Source organism: Rhodococcus sp. ARC_M12, assembly GCF_022810385.1.
GTDB classification, from domain to species: Bacteria; Actinomycetota; Actinomycetes; order Mycobacteriales; family Mycobacteriaceae; genus Rhodococcoides; species Rhodococcoides navarretei.
Genome location: NZ_JALGQI010000022.1, coordinates 69,932 through 91,326 on the forward strand (window position 1 = coordinate 69,932; position 21,395 = coordinate 91,326).

19 protein-coding genes are annotated in these 21,395 nt (G+C 64.0%); 13 read left to right on the plus strand and 6 right to left on the minus strand.

Translation table 11 applies throughout. From position 1 onward, the window contains the following. Positions 1–46 precede the first annotated feature (46 nt). The 6 genes from mdo to MTX35_RS23615 all read left to right on the plus strand — a co-directional run bounded on the left by mdo (position 47) and on the right by MTX35_RS23615 (position 7,365). Positions 47–1,318 carry an NDMA-dependent methanol dehydrogenase gene (gene mdo, locus MTX35_RS23590; RefSeq protein WP_032376592.1) on the plus strand — a complete coding sequence of 424 codons (1,272 nt, stop codon included), beginning with the start codon at positions 47–49 and terminating at the stop codon, positions 1,316–1,318. 82 nt (positions 1,319–1,400) lie between these two features. Continuing rightward, entirely contained in the window at positions 1,401–2,438 is a 1,038-nt protein-coding gene (locus MTX35_RS23595) for a MoxR family ATPase (RefSeq protein ID WP_243597253.1), read from the plus strand. Continuing rightward, the gene (locus tag MTX35_RS23600) at positions 2,435–3,952 is read left to right on the plus strand and encodes a VWA domain-containing protein (RefSeq protein ID WP_243597254.1); all 1,518 of its coding nucleotides are present in this window, start codon (positions 2,435–2,437) and stop codon (positions 3,950–3,952) included. Before MTX35_RS23595 ends, MTX35_RS23600 begins: the two co-directional genes overlap by 4 nt. Positions 3,953–4,148: 196 nt before the next feature. Next, positions 4,149–5,336, plus strand: a complete 1,188-nt coding sequence (locus tag MTX35_RS23605; RefSeq protein ID WP_243597274.1) for an iron-containing alcohol dehydrogenase — start codon at positions 4,149–4,151, stop codon at positions 5,334–5,336. Next, positions 5,333–6,688, plus strand: a complete 1,356-nt coding sequence (locus MTX35_RS23610) for a histidine kinase (protein WP_308198162.1) — start codon at positions 5,333–5,335, stop codon at positions 6,686–6,688. Before MTX35_RS23605 ends, MTX35_RS23610 begins: the two co-directional genes overlap by 4 nt. Continuing rightward, positions 6,685–7,365 (plus strand): response regulator transcription factor, encoded by a 681-nt coding sequence (locus MTX35_RS23615; RefSeq protein ID WP_308198163.1) that lies wholly within the window; start codon positions 6,685–6,687, stop codon positions 7,363–7,365. Before MTX35_RS23610 ends, MTX35_RS23615 begins: the two co-directional genes overlap by 4 nt. Before the next feature lie 70 nt (positions 7,366–7,435). On the opposite strand, the gene mftM is transcribed toward MTX35_RS23615, so the two are convergent. Further along, the gene (mftM, locus tag MTX35_RS23620; protein ID WP_243597255.1) at positions 7,436–8,263 is read right to left on the minus strand and encodes a mycofactocin oligosaccharide methyltransferase MftM; all 828 of its coding nucleotides are present in this window, start codon (positions 8,261–8,263) and stop codon (positions 7,436–7,438) included. A gap of 25 nt (positions 8,264–8,288) precedes the next feature. After that, on the minus strand, positions 8,289–8,894 hold the full coding sequence (gene mftR, locus MTX35_RS23625) for a mycofactocin system transcriptional regulator (RefSeq protein ID WP_243597256.1): 606 nt from the start codon (positions 8,892–8,894) through the stop codon (positions 8,289–8,291). Positions 8,895–9,000: 106 nt separating this feature from the next. On the opposite strand from mftR, the gene mftA reads away from it, so the two are divergent. Genes mftA through mftD (MTX35_RS23650) form a run of 5 tightly spaced genes read left to right on the plus strand, consistent with a single transcriptional unit; the run spans position 9,001 to position 13,117 of the window. After that, positions 9,001–9,114 carry a mycofactocin precursor MftA gene (mftA, locus tag MTX35_RS23630; RefSeq protein ID WP_243597257.1) on the plus strand — a complete coding sequence of 38 codons (114 nt, stop codon included), beginning with the start codon at positions 9,001–9,003 and terminating at the stop codon, positions 9,112–9,114. A gap of 2 nt (positions 9,115–9,116) precedes the next feature. Beyond that, positions 9,117–9,401, plus strand: coding sequence for a mycofactocin biosynthesis chaperone MftB (mftB, locus tag MTX35_RS23635; protein WP_121870469.1), 285 nt, complete (start codon positions 9,117–9,119; stop codon positions 9,399–9,401). 43 nt (positions 9,402–9,444) lie between these two features. Beyond that, positions 9,445–10,680, plus strand: a complete 1,236-nt coding sequence (mftC, locus tag MTX35_RS23640) for a mycofactocin radical SAM maturase (protein ID WP_243597258.1) — start codon at positions 9,445–9,447, stop codon at positions 10,678–10,680. Beyond that, positions 10,680–11,858, plus strand: a complete 1,179-nt coding sequence (gene mftD, locus MTX35_RS23645) for a pre-mycofactocin synthase MftD (protein ID WP_243597259.1) — start codon at positions 10,680–10,682, stop codon at positions 11,856–11,858. The genes mftC and mftD (MTX35_RS23645) overlap by 1 nt, the downstream gene beginning before the upstream one ends. Beyond that, positions 11,855–13,117: a pre-mycofactocin synthase MftD gene (mftD, locus tag MTX35_RS23650; protein ID WP_243597260.1), complete on the plus strand. Its 1,263-nt coding sequence runs from the start codon at positions 11,855–11,857 to the stop codon at positions 13,115–13,117. The genes mftD (MTX35_RS23645) and mftD (MTX35_RS23650) overlap by 4 nt, the downstream gene beginning before the upstream one ends. On the opposite strand, the gene MTX35_RS23655 is transcribed toward mftD (MTX35_RS23650), so the two are convergent. Continuing rightward, on the minus strand, positions 13,099–13,425 hold the full coding sequence (locus MTX35_RS23655; RefSeq protein WP_243597261.1) for a LuxR C-terminal-related transcriptional regulator: 327 nt from the start codon (positions 13,423–13,425) through the stop codon (positions 13,099–13,101). The two genes, mftD (MTX35_RS23650) and MTX35_RS23655, sit on opposite strands and share 19 nt — an antisense overlap. A gap of 214 nt (positions 13,426–13,639) precedes the next feature. Between MTX35_RS23655 and MTX35_RS23660 the strand changes: the two genes are divergently transcribed. Then, entirely contained in the window at positions 13,640–17,416 is a 3,777-nt protein-coding gene (locus tag MTX35_RS23660) for a WD40 repeat domain-containing protein (protein ID WP_243597262.1), read from the plus strand. Between the two features lie 13 nt (positions 17,417–17,429). Here the strand turns inward: MTX35_RS23660 and MTX35_RS23665 are convergent, their stop codons facing one another. The 3 genes from MTX35_RS23665 to MTX35_RS23675 all read right to left on the minus strand — a co-directional run bounded on the left by MTX35_RS23665 (position 17,430) and on the right by MTX35_RS23675 (position 20,577). Beyond that, positions 17,430–18,179 (minus strand): aspartate/glutamate racemase family protein, encoded by a 750-nt coding sequence (locus MTX35_RS23665; protein ID WP_308198164.1) that lies wholly within the window; start codon positions 18,177–18,179, stop codon positions 17,430–17,432. A gap of 10 nt (positions 18,180–18,189) precedes the next feature. Beyond that, positions 18,190–19,743 carry an NCS1 family nucleobase:cation symporter-1 gene (locus tag MTX35_RS23670; protein WP_243597263.1) on the minus strand — a complete coding sequence of 518 codons (1,554 nt, stop codon included), beginning with the start codon at positions 19,741–19,743 and terminating at the stop codon, positions 18,190–18,192. A gap of 108 nt (positions 19,744–19,851) precedes the next feature. Next, the gene (locus MTX35_RS23675) at positions 19,852–20,577 is read right to left on the minus strand and encodes a GntR family transcriptional regulator (protein ID WP_243597264.1); all 726 of its coding nucleotides are present in this window, start codon (positions 20,575–20,577) and stop codon (positions 19,852–19,854) included. 70 nt (positions 20,578–20,647) lie between these two features. Between MTX35_RS23675 and mftE the strand changes: the two genes are divergently transcribed. Beyond that, positions 20,648–21,334, plus strand: coding sequence for a mycofactocin biosynthesis peptidyl-dipeptidase MftE (gene mftE, locus MTX35_RS23680; protein WP_243597265.1), 687 nt, complete (start codon positions 20,648–20,650; stop codon positions 21,332–21,334). The last annotated feature ends 61 nt before the right edge of the window (positions 21,335–21,395 follow it).

Sequence of the window (21,395 nt, forward strand, 5' to 3'; positions counted from 1 at the left end):
CACAGGTGTAGGCGTCTTGTCACTCACACTCACCGAGGAGACACCGATGGTTATCGAGCTCAATCAGATCTGGGAATTCCCCATCAAGGAGTTCCACCCGCTGCCACGCGCCAAGCTGGGAGTCGGCGCTCACGACATGATCGGCGTCGAAGCCAAGGAACTCGGATTCAAGCGTTCGCTGCTCGTCACGACCGGGTTGCGCGGGTCCGGAATCATCGAGGAACTGATCGGCAAGATCGAGTACCAGGGCGTCGAAGTGGTCCTCTACGACAAGGTCGAGTCCAATCCCAAGGACTACAACGTCATGGACGGTGCTGCGCTGTACCAGAAGGAGAAGTGCGACAGCGTCATCTCCGTCGGTGGTGGCTCCAGCCACGATGCGGCCAAGGGCATCCGCGTCGTCGTCGCCCACGACGGCCGCAACATCAACGAGTTCGAGGGATTCTCCAAGTCCACGAACAAGCAGAACCCACCGCACATCGCGGTATCCACCACTGCCGGAACCGGTTCGGAGACGTCCTGGGCCTACGTCATCACCGACACCTCGGACATGGAGAAGCCGCACAAGTGGCTCGCCTTCGACGAGGCGTCGACACCGACTCTGGCACTGGACGATCCGCTGCTCTACTACACCTGCCCCCAGCAGTGGACCGCGTTCTGTGGCTTCGACGTTCTTGCCCACGGTGCCGAGCCCTACGTCTCGCGTCTGGACTTCGCACCGTCGCTGGGCAACGCGATCTACTCGATCGGCTTGGTGTCCAAGCATCTTCGTGAAGCGGTGTACGACCCGGGCAACCTGAAGGCTCGCGAGGGCATGATGAACGCCCAATACATCGCCACGCAGGCCTTCAACTCCGGCGGACTCGGTGTCATTCACTCGATCTCGCACGCGATCAGTGCGTTCTACGACAGCGCTCACGGCCTCAACAACGCCATCGCTCTGCCGCGTGTGTGGGAGTACAACCTGCCCTCACGCTACGAGCGCTACGCCGAGATCGCCGTGGCCATGGGCGTCGACACCAAGAACATGACCACCGTTCAGGCCGCCGACGCTGCCGTCGAAGCCGCCATCCGCCTCGCCAAGGACGTCGGCATTCCCGACAACTTCGGATCGATCCGTTCGGCGACGTACGACAAGAACCGGATGAACACCGGCAAGTACGCCGGCAAGGGCGACGTGATCAAGGGCGACGAGAAGTCGGTTCTGAAGATCTCCGAGCACATCCAGGAAGACTGGTGCACCCCGGGCAACCCGCGTGAGGTCACCGTCGAATCGATGATCCCCGTCGTCTCGCACGCGATCAACGAGTCGTACTGATGCTGCGCAGTGGTGCGGTTATGTGCCCCGGGCGGCACATAACCGCACCACTGCGGCTCCGCCGCACCACGAAGGGAAACACATGACCTCGCTGTCGACAGTGCGTAGCGACGACACCGGCACCGTTCGATTCACCGACGCCGCCGATCTGCAGCGCGCGCTCGGCGAGCAGGACTACATCGCCGACGACGACCTCGCCACCGTGGTGCATCTGGCGACAGCGCTCGATCGCCCGCTTCTGCTCGAAGGCCCGGCAGGCGTGGGTAAGACGGAGCTGGCGAAATCCCTTGCTGCGGCGAGCGGTCGCAAGCTCGTGCGCCTGCAGTGCTACGAGGGTCTCGACGACAACCGAGCCCTGTACGAGTGGGACTACGCCAAACAGCTTCTGCACGTGCAGATGCTGCGTGAACACATCGGTGCGCTCACCCAGCACGTCACCGACATCGACGACGCGTCGGCGATGCTCGCGGCCAAGGACTTCGGCCTCTACTCCGAACCCTTCCTCGCCGTGCGCCCCTTGCTGGAGTCGGTGCTCTCGGAAGAGCCGGTGGTGCTCCTGGTCGACGAAGTCGATCGCACCGAGGAGTCGATGGAGGCATTGCTCCTCGAGGTACTCGCCGAGAAGCAGGTGACCATCCCCGAGGTCGGCACGTTCACCGCGCGCAGCGATCCGTGGGTGATATTGACCTCCAACGACACTCGTGAGCTGTCCTCGGCTCTGAAGCGACGCTGCCTGCACTTTCACCTCGATTACCCGACTGCGACGCGAGAACGCGAGATCGTGACCGCTCGTGCTCCCGAGGTGCCCGCACACATCGCAGCCGACATCGTGGCATTGGCGACGGAATTGCGAGAGCTACCGCTGCGCAAGAGCCCGTCCATCTCGGAGGTGATCGACGCGGCCCGCATCGCGTCGGTACTCGGACACACCGCCGACACCCGCAAGTATCTGCTTGCCGCGCTGGTCAAGTACTCGTCGGACATGAAGATCGCCATGGCCGGGCCGGTAGCAGAAACATCCTCTGCAGCAACATCACTCGGAGCGGTCGTCAACACGACCGCGACGGCCTTTCGGGGACACGGTGGACGCGACAAGGGCGGCATCGGAATACGACGATGACCGGGAATCAACCGTTCTCGGCATCGGTGGTGCTCGATGTGTTGGCAGCGGTCTTCGGCCGGACGCTCAGGCGCTTCGGAGTGGCGGCGTCGCCGGCCGAGGTCATCGAGGTACGACGCGTCCTCGGTCTTCTCGGGGGCCGTGACCTCACGATTCTGCGTGCCGCACTGCGCGCGACGTGTGCCAAGTACGACCACGAACAGCACGGTTTCGATCTCGCCTTCGAGTCGATGTTCGAGGCCCCCATCGACAGTGCTGTGGACGAGCATCGATCGCCGTTGGGTGCACAGGTCGCGGGCGGACTTCCGACGGACCTGGACGTGGGAGCGGATCAGGAGGCCGCGAAGTACGCCGAGTACAACGAACGAGCTGTCGAGATCGGGGATCTGCTCGACGCGCCCGAGGCAGACAAGGGCTTCAACCCCCACAAGGACGACGACGACATCAGCCTGTCCTCCGAGGACCACGACCTGTCGATCGACACCGACGGCGACATGGGACGGCGTGGCGTCACCTACACCGTCGACCTCGAGCGGTCCGGATCGACGGCGGCAGGGGAGTTGGCGTCGAGCACCAGCGGAGCGGTTGCGGGACAACTCAATTGGGAGGATCCGTCGAGCATCCTGGCGTGGTTCGATGCGTACGATCCGCGCAGCGTCTACGGCGACGGCGGTGATTCGGGTCCGCTGAGTACCGCGATGCTGGACCGGATCACCGATGCCGTCGAGGCATTCGTACAGGCTCTGGGCGAGTTGACGGGAACGATGTCGGCACCGATGCCGGTCGAGGGTGTCGGCCGACCCATCGACAGCCACGCCGAGATCGAGCGTGCGAGTCACGAAGTGCTGCGGCACATGCGCGGTACTCCGCGACCGCGGCCACGCGAGCACTCGCGAGGGCCGTTGGACATGAGGCGCACCGTGCGGTCGAGTCTGCGAACCGACGGAATTCCGTTTCGTCTGGTCACGAAGACACCCGTGCCGGACAAGGTCCGACTCCTCGTGCTTGCGGACGTCTCGCTGTCGGTGCGGCCCATCACCGCGTTCACGCTGAGGCTCGCACAAGCGATGCATTCGCGTGCGCACCGATGCACCGTCATGGGCTTCGTGGACGCGCCGGTGGACGTGACGACCACCTTGCTCGGTAGCACCGGCGACGGCGCACTGGCTGCCGTGCTCGCGGATGCTCGACTGGACCTCGAAGCCAGCAGCGATTACGGCAGGACCTTCACCGATCTGCTGGACTCGCACGCCGAGGTACTGAACAAGCGCACTGCCGTGATCATCGTCGGCGACGGCCGCTGCAACGGCCGCCCGTCGGGGCTGGACGCTTTGGAGAAGATTCGGTCCAAGGTGCACCGCATCGCGTGGATCACTCCCGAGGCCCGCCGCTATTGGGCGCAGGCCGCGTGCTCGATGGAGGACTACGAGCAGATCTGTGACCGAGTAGTGGTGGCGAGGGATGGGGAACAGCTGACGGCGCAGGCGGCCGAACTGGGGCATGCGCTGTCGTGAGCCGCGGCCGACCCTAACCGTTCGGATCGGGTACCTACCCGATCGGGTAGGTGGGAACCTGGCCCGGCGCTGGTGGGATTCGACGAACCGCCCTCGTAGGGTTGTAACCTGAATCACATGCCCGGATGTCTCGGGCCGATGGACAGCGAGGGTGTGAACCGTGGACCAGGCAGCTACTGCGAACGTAGGCAAGGCGCTGCACGACCTCGACGATCGACGCAGCCGCTCGGAGGCACCCCGCGTACTCAAGTTCCATGCCCCGGAGATCGTGTTCGGTCAGGATTCGTTGGGTGAAGTGGCGCATGCGGCGCTTCGATTGGGTGGAGTGCGTCCGCTGGTGGTCACCGATGCCGGTTTGATCGACAGCGGTTGGGCGGGTCAGCTGATCGATCTGCTCACCGCCCAGGGCTTGTTTCCCCAGGTGTGGAGCGAACTGACGCCCAACCCCAAGGACGTCGAGATCGAAGCCGGATATGCGGCCTACACCGAACTGGGCTGCGATGTGCTGGTGGCCATCGGCGGGGGATCGGTGATGGATGCGGCCAAGGGTATTGCGATCCTGGCCGGCAACGGCGGCAGGATCCTCGACTACGAAGGCGTCGACCAGGCTACGCGTCCGATTCCACCTCTGGTCATGGTGCCGACGACCTCCGGTACCGGTGCCGACGTCTCCCAGTTCTGCATCGTCACCGACACGGCGCGCTCGACGAAGATCACCATTCTCGGCCGGGCTCTGGTCCCCGACATCACCGTGATCGATCCGACGTTGCTGACGACTATGCCTGAATGGCTGAATGCAGCAACGGGTTTGGATGCCTTGACGCACGGAATCGAGGCATTCGTCTCGCTCGGACACAACCAGCTCACCGACCACCATGCCCTGCGGGCCATCACCATGGTGATGTCGCAATTGGCGCGGACCATCGACGAACCCGCCGACATGGTTGCGCGCGGATCGATGGCCCAGGCCAGTCTCGAAGCGGGGCTGGCCTTCACCAACGCGATACTCGGTGCAACGCACGCGATGAGCCACCAGGTGGGCGGACTGCTCGACCTGCCACACGGCGTGATCAACGGGGTGCTGCTGCCCCACGTCATTCGTTTCAACGCAGCAGAGGATCCCTTGCCGTACGTGGCGATAGCGACCAGTCTCGGGCTCGACGAGGGGCGTGCCGGGCCGGAGGAGGCGGCGATGGCCGTTGCCGACAGGGTCGACCGACTCGCTCGGCAAGTGGGTGTTCCTGCGGGTCTGGCCGAGATCGGCGTCAGCGAGTCCGATCTCGATGTGTTGGCTACCAACGCTTTACACGATGCCTGCATGTCCACCAATCCTCGCTCGGCGACGCACCGCGAAATGGTCGAACTGTTCCGGAGCGCGCTGTGACGTCCGGACCCGATCTGTCGCTGCTGACTGGACTGCGCTCGGGCAAGAACACGTTCTATCCCCAGTATCGCGGCGCGGCCGAACGGCTGGAACGCGTCGTCTATGCGCTGGAACTGATTTCGCGGGCGCTGGTGCGGACGGTCGACGGCCCCGAGACGCTGGTGTGCGCTGTGGCCGAGGCTGCACGCGCTCATCTGAGTGCACGCTGGGTCGTGTTCGCTCTCGCCGACGGTGCCTTCCCGGATGCCGGGCCCCGACGGTTGGTGCTCGGACCGGATGCGACTCCGTTCCTGGTCGACAATGTCGAAGGTCCACCGCTGCCGGACGACGTCATCGACTGCCTCGAGTCGATTCGGGCGTCCACCTGCGGGGACGGGCAGACCCCGGTGATCTCTGCTCATCACGCCTTCGTGCCGATCGCATTCGACGGAAGAGTCGTGGGCGCATTCGCGGCGTGGACCGGCGATCAGCGTGTGCTCGACGCCACCGACGCGGCCGTCTTGAGCATCCTCGCCAGCCAGACGGCGGTGGCGCTGCAGAATTCGGCTCTGTTCCAGAGTCGGCGGCAATTGCTCGAACGCACCGAGAGCGCGTATGCGGAGGCAAATCGAACAGCAGCCGATCTTGCCGCCCGCAATGCCGAACTGTTGCTGACGCAGCGGCAACTGGGTGCCGCGCATCGACACCAGGTGCTCGACGACGAACGACATCGTATCGCTCGTGAACTGCACGACAGCGTGACCCAGGCCGTGTTGTCCGCGGGGATGCAGATCGAAGTGTGTCGGAGCGAAATCTCGGCCGAGGAGCGCAGTGACAGGCTGGATCTGGCGAAAGATCTGACGCGTCGAGCTGTGGAACAACTGCGGTCGGCGATCTACGCGCTGAATCACCCGCAGGACGCCGACCGTACGTCGCTTCCCGAAATGCTCGAACAGCTCTCGGTGGTCCACATGCCCGACGAGCTGCAGGTGTCGTTGCGCGTGGAGGGAACTCCCATCGAGTTGAGCAGTGAATGCGAGCACGCATTGCTCCGCATCGCCGGCGAAGCGCTGTTCAACACAGCGGTGCACGCGCACGCGTCGCGGGCAATTCTGCGATTGACCTATACGCCCGATCAGGTGCAGCTGTCGATCGCCGACGACGGTGACGGCGATCCGGCCCATCTGCGCATGATGCTGCACATGGCCGAATCCACCGATGTCGACGGCAGGCACCGTGGATTGGCGAACATGGCGGCCCGCAGTCGCGAACACGGCGGGGCGTTGGAGATCCGCCGAGCCCGAACCGGGGGAGTGCGTGTAGCGGTGCGCATTCCACTCCAGGAACATTCCGAGAAGGGCGAAACACAGTGAGCGTTCCAACTGTTCGCACGGGGACAGGGCAGGTGGTGGCACCGACGGTGCGCATCGTGCTCGTCGACGATCACGCAATTCTTCGTGACGGGCTACGTTCGGTACTCGAACGCGAGTCCGACCTGACCATCGTGGGGGAGGCGTCCACTCGGGAGGAGGGATTGGCCGTCGTCGCGCGGGTGGAGCCCGACATCGTGCTGATGGACCTCAAGCTCTCGGCCAGCTCGGACTACGAGGGGCTTGCGCTGTGTGCGCAGTTGGCGAAGGCGCACAACGGAATCGGTCTGCTGGTGCTCACGACCTTCCTCGACGACCGACTCGTGGTGGAGGCCGTGCATGCGGGAGCGCGCGGGTACGTGGTCAAGGACGTCGACACCACCGAGTTGGTACGCGCGATCCGCGCGGTCTCGCGAGGCGAGAGCGCCTTCGACTCGCGGAGCGCCTCGGCTGTTGTACGTTCTCTCAACGGCACACCGAGCAGCATCGAGCGCCTCACCGAGCGCGAGCTCGAAGTGCTACGGCTACTGGCAACGGGATTGTCCAACAACATGATCGGAACGCGGCTGTTCATCTCGGCCACGACCGTGAAGTTCCACGTCAGCAACATCATGCGCAAGCTCGCGGTGTCCAGACGAGCCGAGGCGGTATATGCGGCGAGTAAGCAAGGGTTGATTTGACGTCTGCGAGGCCCGCCGAGCGGAACACCCGGGCTGATTCCTTCCGGCCTGGCGAACGCCCGCCGTCCGATCAGGCGAACTGAGGCGCAGAGTTCTTGTCGAGCACGAGCCATCCGCCGTGGTGCTCCGACGTCTCGAACTGCGTACCGGACGATCGACCGAGCTCGACCAACGCAGCATCGTCGAACGTGCGAATGTGTCCGTGGCAGGCGGTGGTCTCGGTCTCGAAGGGCACAGCAACGACGACACGGGTGCGCGCGATCCGTAGCGCTTCTTTCATTATGCGCGTGCCTGTTTCGGCGTCGACGTGCTCGAGGAGATGCAGTGCGGTCACGGTATCGACACTGTTGTCTGCGACTGGAACATCGGAAGCATCACACACGACAGTGTCGAGCGTGATCCCGAGATGCGGGGCAACGGTGGCGAGCAGACGCATGGTGCCGGCGGAGAGGTCGGTCGCAGTCACCGAGTGACCCTTCTTCGCCAGTCGCAGCGGAAAGAAGCCGAAGCACGAACCCATGTCGAGCACCGACCCGGCTATCAAAGCCTCGGCGCGCGCATGGATGGGAGCGAATTCGGCGGAGCCGGAGAGCAGTTCGTCCAGGGAATTGCGGTAGTAGGTCGTCCAGGCCTCGACCGGATCGGCGACGGTGGTGCGGACGATCCCGACCAACACCGATTCGAACTCCCGCTGGGACAGACCTACATGACGGGCCTGTGCGGTCACGATCGGAACGAGGCGCTCACCGATCTCGGCCGACGTCAAGCCATGGCCGACCTGCACGGTCGATCCTGTTCGGGCTGCGTCCAACTCGAGTCCGGGTATACGACGGACCACGACGTTCTCGTGACCCCACACGTCGTGGGGGCTCGGTGCGAGCGCATCCAGTTCGGTCATCTCGAAAGCCTTCTGTATTCATGCACTAAGGCGATGGGGTCAAGCCGGACTGCAACGGTGCGATTCCGGCAGTGAGTAGCTCGACCAGACTCGATCGGTCATCGGTCAGCCACTGCTCGTATGCCGAGATTGCCACACCGAGGACCATCCAGCCAACAGTTCGCGGAAAGTGGTCTGTCGGATCGGAAGCGGTTCGTGCGGCAACGTATTCGGCGATGACGGCTCGCCAACCCTCGTACATGACCATCGAATAGCTCTGCAGTGCAGGATTGCTCAGTATCAACGACATCCGTTGTCGGTGAACCGCGGTTTCTTCTTCGGGAAAAGTGTTGAACTGCAACAAGGCCGAACGTAGTCCATCGGCGAGTTCTATGTCTGCGGGTAGGCCGTTCAGATGTCCCCTCAGCGCTGCGAGTTGAGCGTCGAAGTCACCCCAGGGAACCGCATTCTTGGACGGGAAGTAACGGAAGAACGTCCGCCGAGCGATGCCTGCCGCGTCGGCTATGTCGTCGATGCTGGTCTCCTCGAAACCTCGGGAGGCGAACAGTTCGATCCCGAGATCGCTCAGTTCGCCCCGTGTCGTGGACGGGCGCCGACCTACCCGAGTGGACGGTTTCTCACTCCTGGCCATATTTCCCTTCGATCTACTGGTTTTTCTGCACCCAGTGCCATTATGGTGGTGATCCAAGCCACTGTCGATCACGATTGTGGTCCCCAACATCTTTCGGAGGTTTCAGATGTCGAAGAACAACGAGAACCCTGTGGTCGATACCGCCGTCGTCGAATCCGATCTGGTCGAAGAGTCGTTGGTCGAGGAAGTGTCGATCGACGGCATGTGCGGCGTGTACTGATCATGACTGTTGCAGTGCAGGGCGCACTCGATGTGGATGTGCCGTGGGCATTGCATCCGCAGGTGGCGCTGCGTCCCGAGTCGTTCGGGGCGCTGCTCTACCACTTCGGAACTCGCAAGCTCTCCTTCCTGAAGAACCGCACGATCGTGGCGATCATCGAGTCTCTTCCCGATCATCCCGATATGCGCACCGCGATCGCGGCCGCAGGGATCACCGAGTCCGGATCGGCTCCGTATGTGAAGGCACTCGCGACGTTGGCCGACTCGAAGATGATCACGCCCCGCTAAGGACCATTGACCCTCGACACCTTTCTGGACAGGACCGACCCACATGACTTCCACTCTCGAAAGACCCGCTCCGGTAGGAAAACTCGTCGATCAGTTCGAGCTCGGTCTCGACGCACCGATCTGTCTGACGTGGGAATTGACGTACGCCTGCAATTTGTCGTGCGTGCATTGCCTGTCCTCGTCGGGTCGTCGTGATCCGCGTGAACTGAGCACCGAGCAGTGCAAGTCGATCATCGACGAGTTGCAGAAGATGCAGGTGTTCTACGTCAATATCGGTGGCGGTGAGCCGACGGTGCGGTCGGATTTCTGGGAGCTCGTCGACTACGCGACGGCGCATCAGGTGGGGGTGAAGTTCTCCACCAACGGGGTCAAGATCGACAAGAAGGTGGCGGCGCGGTTGGCGGCGTCGGACTACGTCGATGTGCAGATCTCCATCGATGGCGCGACCGCGGAGGTCAACGATGCGGTCCGCGGACCGGGTTCGTTCGACATGGCGTGCCGCGCTCTGGAGAATCTGAAAGAGGCCGGATTCCGGGACGCGAAGATCTCCGTCGTCGTCACCCGGCACAACGTGAGCCAGCTCGACGACTTCAAAGCGTTGGCCGACAAATATGCTGCGACACTGCGCATCACCCGGTTGCGGCCCTCGGGTCGCGGCGCGGATGTCTGGGATGATCTGCACCCGACAGCCGGTCAGCAGCGCGAGTTGTACAACTGGCTCGTCGCCAACGGTGAGGGTGTGTTGACGGGGGATTCGTTCTTCCACCTGTCGGCGTTCGGTGACGCTCTTCCCGGTCTCAACCTCTGTGGCGCGGGGCGGGTGGTGTGCCTGATCGACCCGATCGGTGATGTGTATGCGTGCCCGTTCGCCATTCACGAGAACTTCCTCGCCGGCAACATAGTCCGTGACGCGAAGGACGGTATGGGAGGGTTCCAATCCGTCTGGCAGACCTCGGAGTTGTTCCAGGAGTTGCGCTCCCCGCAGACCTCGGGTGCCTGCACCAAATGTGCCCACTTCGATTCGTGCCGCGGTGGCTGTATGGCAGCGAAATTCTTCACCGGTCTCCCCATGGATGGCCCGGATCCCGAATGCGTCATCGGTAACGGCGAAATGGCATTGGCAGCGGCGGGCGAGATCCCCAAGTCCAGTGTCGATCATTCTCGTACCGGCCAGCGCAAAACCCCTCGAAAGTCGGTGCCGCTCACGTTGATGATGCGTCCGCCGGCGAAGATCTGCGACGAGAACCCGCTCGCAGGAATGGAACAGGAAGCACAGTAATGGCCAAGAGTGCGTGGTTCGAGACCGTTGCCGAAGCGCAGCGGCGGGCGAAGAAACGTCTACCGAAATCCGTGTACGCGGCCCTGGTAGCCGGGTCCGAACGTGGGTTGACGATCGACGACAACATGGCCGCGTTCGGCGAACTCGGCTTCGCCCCGCACGTGGCAGGATTGTCTGACAAGCGGGATCTGTCGACGACGGTGATGGGGCAGCCGCTGTCGTTTCCGGTCATGATCTCCCCGACGGGTGTGCAGGCGGTCCACCCCGACGGTGAGGTCGCTGTCGCGAGAGCGGCTGCGGCGCGGGGTATTCCGATCGGCTTGTCGTCGTTCGCGAGCAAGTCCGTCGAGGAGGTCGCTGCGGCGAATCCGCAGACGTTCTTCCAAATGTACTGGGTGGGCTCGCGCGAGATCCTGCTGCAGCGGATGGAGCGGGCCCGCGCAGCAGGTGCGGTCGGGCTGATCATGACATTGGACTGGTCGTTCTCCAATGGCCGCGACTGGGGTTCGCCGTCGATCCCGGAGAAGATGGATCTCAAGGCAATGGTGCAATTCGCACCGGAGGGCATCACCCGCCCGAAGTGGTTGTGGGAGTTCGCCAAGACCGGCAAGATCCCCGACCTGACGACCCCCAACCTCACGCCACCGACCGGCGGTCCCGCGCCGACGTTCTTCGGAGCGTACGGCGAGTGGATGGGTACTCCGTTGCCGACCTGGGAGGACGTGGCGTGGCTGCGGGAGCAGTGGGGCGGGCCGTTCATGCTCAAGGGTGTCATGCGGGTCGATGACGCCAAGAAGGCCGTCGACGCAGGAGTGACGGCGATTTCGGTGTCCAATCACGGTGGCAACAATCTCGACGGCACACCGGCACCGATCCGAGCGTTGCCGGCGATCGCGGAGGCCGTCGGTGATCAGGTCGAGATCACCCTCGACGGCGGAATCCGGCGCGGCAGCGACGTGGTGAAAGCACTCGCACTCGGTGCGCGTGCGGTGTTGATCGGGCGGGCGTACCTGTGGGGTCTGTCGGCCGGTGGCCAGGCCGGTGTGGAGAACGTACTCGACATCCTGCGCGGCGGAGTCGATTCGGCCGTCCTCGGACTCGGGCACACGTCGGTACACGACCTGTCACCGTCGGATGTGGTGATGCCGGCCGGGTTCGACCGCAGGCTGGGTGTGTGACCGACTGGTTCGAGACTGTCGCCGAAGCGCAGCGGCGCGCGAAGAAGCGGCTTCCTAAGTCCGTGTATTCGGCGTTGGTCGCGGGATCAGAACAGGGAATCACCGCCTCGGACAACACCGCTGCGTTCGGTGAACTCGGATTCGCCCCGCACGTGGCAGGTTTGTCGGACGCGCGCAATCTGTCGACGACACTGATGGGGCAGTCGCTGTCGTTTCCGGTGATGATCTCCCCGACGGGTGTGCAGGCTGTGCACCCGGACGGGGAGGTTGCGGTGGCGAGGGCGGCAGCGGCACGGGGGATTCCGATGGGTTTGTCGTTGTTCGCGAGCAAGCCCATCGAGGAGGTCGTCGCGGCGAATCCGCGGACGTTCTTTCAGTTGCATTGGGTGGGTTCGCGGGAGTTGTTGGCGCACATGCTCGATCGTGCACGTGCGGCGGGCGCGGTCGGGCTGATATTGACGATGGATTGGTCGTTCTCGGAGGGGCGCGATTGGGGGAGTCCGGTGATACCGGAACGCCTCGACGCGCGGGCGATGATGCGGTTGGCACCCGAGGTACTCGCCCGTCCGCGGTGGCTCGCTCAGTGGGCGCGGTCGGGTGCGTTCCCGGATCTGACGGCACCGAATCTCGCGCCGCCCGGTGGGCCCGCCCCGACGTTCTTCGCCGCGTATCGGGAGTGGATGTCCACCCCGCTGCCGTCGTGGGAGGACATCGCCTGGCTACGCGCGCAGTGGGATGGACCGTTCATGCTCAAAGGTGTTTCGCGGGTCGACGACGGGCTCCGGGCAGTCGATGCCGGTGTCACGGCGATCTCGGTGTCCAATCACGGGGGCAACAACCTCGACGGTTCGCCGGCATCGATCCGGACGTTGCCGGCCATCGCAGAGGCAGTGGGCGATCAGGTCGAGATCACCCTCGACGGCGGTATCCGGCGGGGCAGTGATGTCGCGAAAGCACTCGCTCTCGGTGCGCGGGCCGTCCTGATCGGGCGGGCGTATCTGTGGGGTCTCGCCGCGAACGGTCAGGCCGGAGTGGAGAACGTCCTCGACATCCTGCGCGGCGGTCTCGACTCCGCAGTCCTTGGCCTCGGCCGCGCATCGGTCCACGAACTGTCGCCGTCGGATGTCGTCGTGCCGGTGGATTTCAGTCGAGCGAATCAGCCCCCGGTCCGAGATACCCGAACCCGATCGGAGTCCGGGATACGGAACCGAGGAGCTGATTCGGAACGGCCACGGGTGTGTCACCAGTCGGACAGCTGAGTGTGACCGTCCTGTAGGGCACGTGCGAAGAGGGCAGCCTTCGTCGGTGCGTTGCGTCCCACTGCCGCGTACTTCTGACGAATGCGGGTGATGTGCGTGTTGATCGTGCCCACCGAGATGAAGACGGATCGAGCTGCGACCGTCTTCGAGTCGGAGGCGAACCAGGCGAGCATGACCTCGATCTCGCGAGCGCTCAGTGCAGGCTTGCGCCGACGAGGGTCGGGAGGTGTCGGGAACGCACCGGATGTCGGTTGTACCGGCCTCCGGAACCGATGATGTACCGCCGTTGCCAACGTGTGTTCGAGCACGAGAAGTTACCCCCTTGGAGAATCCACCGACAGGCTCATCGTCGGGGGAATTTCCTCGCGGTTCCAGCTCTGCGAGGAAGTCCATACAAGGTCAATACGTAGTGCTTCGCGCTCGATCCAAGCGTCATTCAAACGAATCAACTTGCCGTTCTTGCTGCTCAGAGGGCGTTCGAGTGCGTATGCACTTGATTTCCCGGCCTTATAGTTTTCGCCCATGACCTCTGATCGCCCGGATCCCTCGTCGATCTCGGACCGCACCGAATTCGCTGCGGGGCTGCGGGCGATCAGGATCCGGTCAGGTGCCACGGTCCGCGATATCGTCGAGCGCTCCGGTGGGCTGCACGGCACGATCAGTGGCTGGTTCTCCGGTCACCACGTCCCCACCAAAGCCAGTGCCGAGATGTTCTCTGCGGTACTCATCGCCTGCGGTGTCGACAACGAGGACGAGCGTGCACGGTGGTGGGACGCGGTGTCGAGGGTGCGGTCCGTCTCGGGCAGGCGCACGGTCGACCCGGTGAAGGGCGACCCTCCGTACAAGGGCCTGGAAGCGTTCGAGTCCGCCGATGCGGAGTGGTTCTTCGGACGCGACGATGTGATCGAGCGTCTGAGCACGCGCGTCCGCGGAGCCCTCGACGGTGGGGGAGGCATCGTTTTTGTCGTCGGTGCTTCGGGCTCGGGCAAGTCCTCGCTGCTTCGCGCCGGCCTGGCACCGGTGTTCGCTGGTTCGGACATTTTCTCCGGCGTCGGCGACATACGCGCTTTCCCTGCGCGAGCAACGTCGTTCGCACCGGGCTCGGTCGTCGTGCTGGATCAGGCCGAGGAGCTGTGGACGCTCGCGTCGGCGAGTGAACGCGAGAACTTTCTCCGTGCGGCATCGGAGTTGCCGATGTCCGGGTCGGTCCTCGTCGTCGGACTGCGGGCCGATTTCTACCAGGACGCCGTATCCGAGGATGCTCTGCTGGCCGGGCTGTCCGACAACCCGGTGGTCGTCGGACGTCTCACCGAATCACAGCTGCGGCAGGTCATCGTCTCGCCTGCCGCGAAGGCGGGTGTCACTGTCGACGATGCTCTGGTGCAGGTGTTGGTCGGCGAGTTGGGTCCGCGCGGATCGCAGTTCGCCCACGACTCGGGTGCCCTGCCATTGCTCTCGCATGCACTGCTGACCACGTGGCAGGTCTCCAGCGGCCGAACGCTGACCGTCGCGGACTATCTCGCAACCGGTGGCATCGGCGGAGCGGTGGGCCAGAGCGCCGAGGAAGTGTTCTCCACCTTGACTGCCGAACAGCAGCGCGAAGCACGCCGCATCTTCATGCGTCTGGTCAATCTCGACGACGACGTGGTCACTCGTCGCCGCGTCGATCGTGTCGAGCTGTTCCACGGTGACGACGATGCCGACGTGGTCACCGACGTCGATGTCGTCATCGAAAGGTTCGCCGCGCGCAGACTGCTGACCGTCGACGAAGAGACAGTCCAGGTCACCCACGAGGCGTTGCTCACGGCATGGCAGCGGCTTCACGAGTGGCTCGACGACGATCGTCAATGGCTGGTCGAACACCGTCGGCTCACCCGAGCAGCCGAACTGTGGGAGAACAACGACCGTGACGCGGGCTCGCTGCTCCCGGAGTCGAGGCTGTCATTGGTACAGGAATCCGTCGGACCGGTGCGTCGGCGAGATCTCAATGCCGTCGAGAAGCTCTTCCTCGAAGCAAGCGCGAATCGAGTCGAGGAACAGAACCGAAACGACCGACGTCGACGACGCACCCTCGAAACACTTGTCACCGCACTCGCGCTTCTGACCGTACTCGCGGTGACACTGGCGGTGACGGCATTCGTTGCCCGATCGGACGCGAACACCAGACGGGTCGATGCCGAACATGCGGAGGCGGTGGCCGTGTCACGCCAGATCGCCGGTGTGGCAGGGCAATTGCGAACGCAGGATCCCGGGCTGGCGGCATATTTCGCGCTGGCGTCGTACGAGACCGAACGAACATCGGAGGCGCGATCGGCGCTGCTCGATTCTTCGGCGATCCATACTCCGGTACGCCTGCGCGGAGTCGAGGGTGAGTCCGTGACCGCGGTGGATCCGCGCGGAAGCGTCGTGGCGACAGCCGGATCCGACGGGCGCGTACGACTGTGGTCTCTCGACGACGGCCACGCCCGGCTCGGTGAGATCGGTTCGCGGGATTCACTTGTGCTGTCGTTCGATCCGCGTGGTCGAGTTCTCGCAGTGGGCGGGTACTTCGGCGTCGAGTTGTGGGACGTATCGGATCCGACGAGGCCGACGACGTTGTCTGTCACGGATGTCACCGGTGTCCGGAGCCTGTCGTACTCGCCCGACGGCCGGTTCCTGATCGTCGGCACCCAGGACGAGAGGTTGCCCCTTCTCGACGTCACAGAACCCACCGCGCCCCGCACGATCGGTGAGTTCTCGCAACCCGGTTCGCCCTCGGCAACGGAGTTCAGCCCGAACGGCAGGTTCCTGGTGACGGCCGGTGCCGGCCGCGCGATGCGGTTGTGGGACGCGACGCAGCTGACGGTTCTTCCTGCAGCGCAGCCCGTTCCGCTGCTCGACGTTCCTTCCGACGGGTCGACCTACACCTGGCGACAGTTGGCGTTCTCTCCCGACGGAACGACGTTGATCGCGGGTACCACCGGCCGTGAGGTTCTCCGGTGGGCCGTCGACGATGCCGGCCGACTCACTCCACTGTCTGCGTTGACGGGCTTCACCAGCTACGTCAACGATGTTGCGTTCAGCCGCGACGGGGCTCTGATCGCTGCGGCGAGTTCGGACAACTCGACGAAGGTGTGGAATGCGGCCTCGGGAACGCTGCAACTGACGCTTCCCGGTCCGATCGCGGTCGGTTCACTCGCGTTCTCACCGGATCGCTCGTCCATCGTGACTGCGAGCGGTGATGGAATCACCCGGATCTGGCCCGTTCCCGGACCGGTCCTCGCCGATGCCGGTGACACCGTCTTTCAGAACGCCATCGATTCGTCGGGCACCCGCCTGCTGGTAGGTGCCGGTCGCCGCGCCACCGGCACGGTCCTCTGGGACGTCACGGATGTGGAGAATCCGGTGGCGTCGCCGCCGCTGCTGATCGGCGACGGTCTCGAGCAGACAGGTGCCGTGGCACTCACCGCCGACGGCACCCGAGCTGCGGCGGGCACGTCGACCGGTGGATTCCAGTTGTGGGACACAACCGATCTCGACGATCCGGTAGCCCTCGGCACCATTCGAACGGCAACGAGCAGTCTGACTGCGGTGGTGGCGTTCGATAGTTCTGGGACCATGCTCCTCGTGTCGGGCCAGAACTCGAACGACGTGTCGTTGTGGTCACTGGCGGATGCTTCGGCCCCGCGGGCTTTGTCGACCTTCGAGGCAGGAAACTATCCCTCCGCAATGGTGCTGTCTCGTGATGGGTCGGTGCTCGCCGTCGCCAGTGTCGGCGGTGTGGTCGAGTTGTGGGATATCGGCGACCCCACCGATCCGCGTCCGATCACCACGCTCGGCGGGTTCGGAAGTGCAGTCCAGGCCGTGGCAATTTCCCCGGATGGGCGAACTCTCGCCGCGGGTAGTGCTGATCGCTCGATTCGATTGTGGGACATGGCAGATCCTGCCCGACCGCAGCATGTGGTTCGACTCGTCGGGCCGTCCAATCCGATCTGGTCGCTCGCCTTCGATCGGTCCGGTACGCGGTTGACCGCAGGCGACGGCGGTTCGACGGTCTGGCTGTGGAATGTCGGTGATCGTGCCGCGCCCGAGCAGTATGCAGCCCTCACCGCGTACGGCCAGCGTGTCTACACGGCGGTGTTCGCCGCAGACGGGCAGGTGTTGTTCGGTGGTGGCACGGCCCGCGATGTCCGCATGTGGCGGACCGAGCCGGAGGACGTCCGCACTCGCTTGTGCGAATCCGGTGGATCCTCGGTAACCGAAGCCGAATGGGCCCAGTACCTACCCGGCGTTGCCTACCGCACGTTGTGCGAGAGCTGATGGGTGGAAGCGCTTACCGGATCGGGTCAGCGGGAGGCCTGCTGAAACCTTCGAGCATCCCCGTGTAGAGCTTGGCTGTCGGCGTGGCGAATTCGCCGCGCTTTCCGGTGCTCAGGCCCAAGGTGACGAGGGATTGCACGAACAGGGTTCCCGCGGCCACACCGTCGACCACCGGTACTCCGATCTCGGCCGAAATGTGTTGGCACAGATCGGCCATGCCCGCGCATCCGAGCACGACGGCGTCGCTGCCGTCGGTCTCGACGGCGACGCGGCACGCCTCGGTGACGATCTTGCGGGCATCGGGGTCGGTCTCGAGATCGAGGACCGGCAGTTCGCACGCATGGATGCCGAGGCAGTGGCGTCCGAAGCCGTAGTGGTTCGCCAGATCCTGGGCACGCCCGATGGTGCGTCCGAGCGTGGTGACGACGCTGAATCCTCGGCCCAGGAAGCTCGCGGCGTGCATGGCCGCCTCGGCGATGCCGACGACCGGCCCGGCCGCCAGCTCGCGGGCTGCGTCGATACCGGGATCTCCGAAGCAGGCGATGACGTAACCGTCGACACCAGCGGCCTCGCCGCGGGCGATCTCGGCGAGAATGCCGGGGACGCTGAGCGCCTCGTCGACGTGACTCTCGATCGAAACGGGCCCCATCGAGGGGCTGACCGCGTCGACGACCGTGCCCGGGCCTACCACGGCCCGGGCACAGTCACCGATCGTTGCGGTCATCGAACTGGTGGTGTTCGGGTTGATGACCTTGATGAGCACGAAACAGATCCTATGCCTTCGCTGGAGCGTCGAAGTTGGTGACGGCCAGCTTGGTTCGCGTCGCGAGGAAGTAGTACGAGGCGAATCCGATGCCACAACCGATGAACCAGCTGTACTTGGAAGCGGTGGACATACCGGCGATCTCCAGCCCGTCGACGGCTCCGTTGAACAGCACGGTGAACATCGCCACCGCCGCGCCCGCGACGGTCGCGTACACCGCCGCCGGGTTGTAGCCCTTCGAATACCAGTACAGGCCTGTCTTGGACATCGAGAAGAGTTCGTCGACCGCCACATGCTGCTTACGGATCAGGTAGTAATCGGCGATCAGGATTCCGAACAGTGGCCCGATGAACGCGCCCAGTGTCTCGAGCGTCAGGTGGATGACCTCGGGATTGTTGTACAGGTTCCACGGGGTGATCAGTACCGAACCCACTGCCGCGATCATGCCACCGGCGCGCCAGCTGATGCGTTGCGGGCTGACGTTGGAGAAGTCGAATGCCGGAGCGATGAAGTTGGCGACGATGTTGATGCCGACCGTCGCGATGGCAAAGGTGAGGGCACCGAGGACGATGGCGAAGGTGCTGTCGATGCGGGCGACCGTCTCGACGGGGTCGGTGATCAGCTCACCGAACACCGGCAGAGTCAGCGATGCGGTGACGACGACGAGGATGGAGAAGACCAGGAAGTTGATGGGCAGACCGAGGAAGTTGCCCTTCTTGACGGCGGCGTACGACTTTCCGTAGCGAGAGAAGTCACCAAAGTTGAGCATCGGACCGGAGAAGTACGAGACGACGAGCGCAATGGCTCCCAGCATGACGGGAACGGCGCTGAAGCCGGTGTACTCGACGTCGCCGAGGGTCAGATCGATTGCGCCCCAGCCGGCTTTCCAGATGAGATAGCCGCACAACATGAACATCACGACGTAGACGGCAGGGCCGCAGAAATCGATGAACTTGCGGATCGATTCCATCCCGCGCCAGAACACCGCGGCCTGGACGACCCACAGGAACAGGAAGCTCGCCCAACCGAGCAACGAGAGCCCGGCGAAACCGTAGTCGGCGGTGACGGCGTACGGACCGAGAGACGGGAACAGTTTGATCAACACGATGTCGAGGGCAGCCGACGCCAAGAACGTCTGAATGCCGTACCAGGCAACCGCTATCAAGCCACGGATGATCGCCGGAATGTTGGCACCGAGCACACCGAACACGCTGCGACAGATGACCGGATACGGAACTCCCGACACCTGGCTCGGCTTGGCGACGAGGTTGCAGAAGAAGTAGACGATCGTGATGCCGACCAGCAATGCGATCAGCACCTGCCAACTGGCCAAACCGAGCGCGAACAGGCTGCCCGCGGTCACGTAGCCGCCGACCGAGTGCACATCGGACATCCAGAAGGCGAAGAGGTTGTACGAGGTCCAGGTCTGCTTCTTCAGCGGAGCGAGATCCTCGTTGGTCAGCCGCGGGTCGTAGCTGTCCTTGATCAGTCCACCGCCGACGGGGTGGCCCGCGGCTTCCACGAGATCTCCCGTTTGAGCGGGACCGTGCGCTGTATCTGTCATCGATGCTCCTGACGGCAAGGCGTATGAGACGAACGAAGGAGATGAACGAGTGAATGAGGAAAAGCTAGCGGCGAAGTGTTGCGCGCTCGTGACGTGAGCGATATATCTTCAGCGGGGCGTTTCCGAGGGTGGATCGGCAAACAATCCGTGATCGTTGGACAGTGTCGAAATCACCGAATTGAGGCGCGTGTGGTGATGCTGTGCTGCGCTGAGCAGTCCCGCGGAATCGCCGGCGAGGAATGCCGTGAGCATGTCGGCGTGGTCGCTGTGCAGAGACGCGCGGTCGGACCCGGCGACATGCACCATGGGTTGCACGGGTTCGGTGATGTTCCAGGCGGATTCGAGCATGTGCAGCAACCTGTGCATTCGGGACGGGCGCGTCAGCGACAGGTGGAATTCACGTGAGAGGCGGTGATATTCCCGCGAGTCGTCCTGGGCGAGGGAGGCCTCGAGTTGCCTGTTGACCTCGATGAGGTGTTCGCGGTCGGTGTCGGTCGCCAGATCGACCGCGACCGGAAGTGCTGCAGTCTCGAGAACCTCTCGCACGATGTACATTTCGCGAAGTTCGGCGGCGGTCAGCTGAGCGACTGTGTAGCCCAAATTCGGTCGATGATCGACCAATCCCTCACCGATCAGTGTCTTGAGGGATTCTCGCACCGGAATTCGGCTCACTCCGAACAGTTCCGCCACTTCGTTGAGTGGAATCGGGGTATTCGGTGGAGCGTCGCCGGCGAGAATTACCCGCCGCAATTCTCGTAGAATTGCCGGTTGCGGTCCACCGGGAGTCGATATCGACAATTGCGAGAGCAATATGGACCGACGGCGGGGTGGCACGACTCGAACATTAGCGACGGTGTGTTTCGGCGGCGTGACGGTTCCGTTCCATCCGATAGCATCTGCGTCCATGGCCACGGATCCCCTCGGCGCGCAGTACTGGACGGACGTCGATGGTTCGAGGACCCTCGTCGTGCCGGTCGGTTCGATCGAACAGCACGGACCGCACCTTCCCCTCGACACCGACACCCGTATCGCCGACGCCGTCGCCCGCAGCATCCCGGACGCGGTCGTGGCTCCCCCTATCGCATACGGGGCGAGCGGCGAGCACGAGGGTTTTCCCGGCACCGTCTCGATCGGCGCCGCTGCGCTCGAAACGCTCCTGGTGGAGTACGGACGCTCCGCCTGCCGGTGGGCCCAGCGGGTGGTGTTCGTCAACGGACACGGCGGGAACGGGCCCACCGTGCGATCCGCAGTGCTGCTGCTCCGGTACGAGGGACGCGATGTCGTGTGGTTCCCATGCGCCGTACCAGGAGCAGATGCTCACGCCGGACGGACCGAAACGTCGTTGCTACTGCACCTTTCGCCCGAGGCCGTGAACATGACGAAGGCACAGGTGGGAAATGTGACCGACATCGCCGCTTTGCTGCCGGCACTTCGCGACGGTGGATTGGCACCGATCACTGCCAACGGCGTGCTCGGCAATCCCACCGGGGCCGATTCGGAGGAGGGTGAACGACTGTTCGAGGCCCTCAGCGCCCGCGCCGCCGAAGCGGTGCGCAGATGGAGTCCCTCCGAGCACGGTGTGATCGCATGACCGAATCCGTGAATCGCCTGCTGGGGGGTCCGTCGTGACGCCGCGAGAAACGGGGGCCAGG

What these genes read in the sequence shown, in the direction of transcription:
- mdo (WP_032376592.1), top strand. Translation starts at nt 47, where the DNA reads ATGGTTATCGAGCTCAATCAGATCTGGGAATTCCCCATCAAGGAGTTC.
- MTX35_RS23595 (WP_243597253.1), top strand. Translation starts at nt 1,401, where the DNA reads ATGACCTCGCTGTCGACAGTGCGTAGCGACGACACCGGCACCGTTCGA.
- MTX35_RS23600 (WP_243597254.1), top strand. Translation starts at nt 2,435, where the DNA reads ATGACCGGGAATCAACCGTTCTCGGCATCGGTGGTGCTCGATGTGTTG.
- mftM (WP_243597255.1), bottom strand. Translation starts at nt 8,263, where the DNA reads ATGACCGAACTGGATGCGCTCGCACCGAGCCCCCACGACGTGTGGGGT.
- mftR (WP_243597256.1), bottom strand. Translation starts at nt 8,894, where the DNA reads ATGGCCAGGAGTGAGAAACCGTCCACTCGGGTAGGTCGGCGCCCGTCC.
- mftA (WP_243597257.1), top strand. Translation starts at nt 9,001, where the DNA reads ATGTCGAAGAACAACGAGAACCCTGTGGTCGATACCGCCGTCGTCGAA.
- mftB (WP_121870469.1), top strand. Translation starts at nt 9,117, where the DNA reads ATGACTGTTGCAGTGCAGGGCGCACTCGATGTGGATGTGCCGTGGGCA.
- mftC (WP_243597258.1), top strand. Translation starts at nt 9,445, where the DNA reads ATGACTTCCACTCTCGAAAGACCCGCTCCGGTAGGAAAACTCGTCGAT.
- mftD (WP_243597259.1), top strand. Translation starts at nt 10,680, where the DNA reads ATGGCCAAGAGTGCGTGGTTCGAGACCGTTGCCGAAGCGCAGCGGCGG.
- MTX35_RS23660 (WP_243597262.1), top strand. Translation starts at nt 13,640, where the DNA reads ATGACCTCTGATCGCCCGGATCCCTCGTCGATCTCGGACCGCACCGAA.
- MTX35_RS23670 (WP_243597263.1), bottom strand. Translation starts at nt 19,743, where the DNA reads ATGACAGATACAGCGCACGGTCCCGCTCAAACGGGAGATCTCGTGGAA.
- mftE (WP_243597265.1), top strand. Translation starts at nt 20,648, where the DNA reads ATGGCCACGGATCCCCTCGGCGCGCAGTACTGGACGGACGTCGATGGT.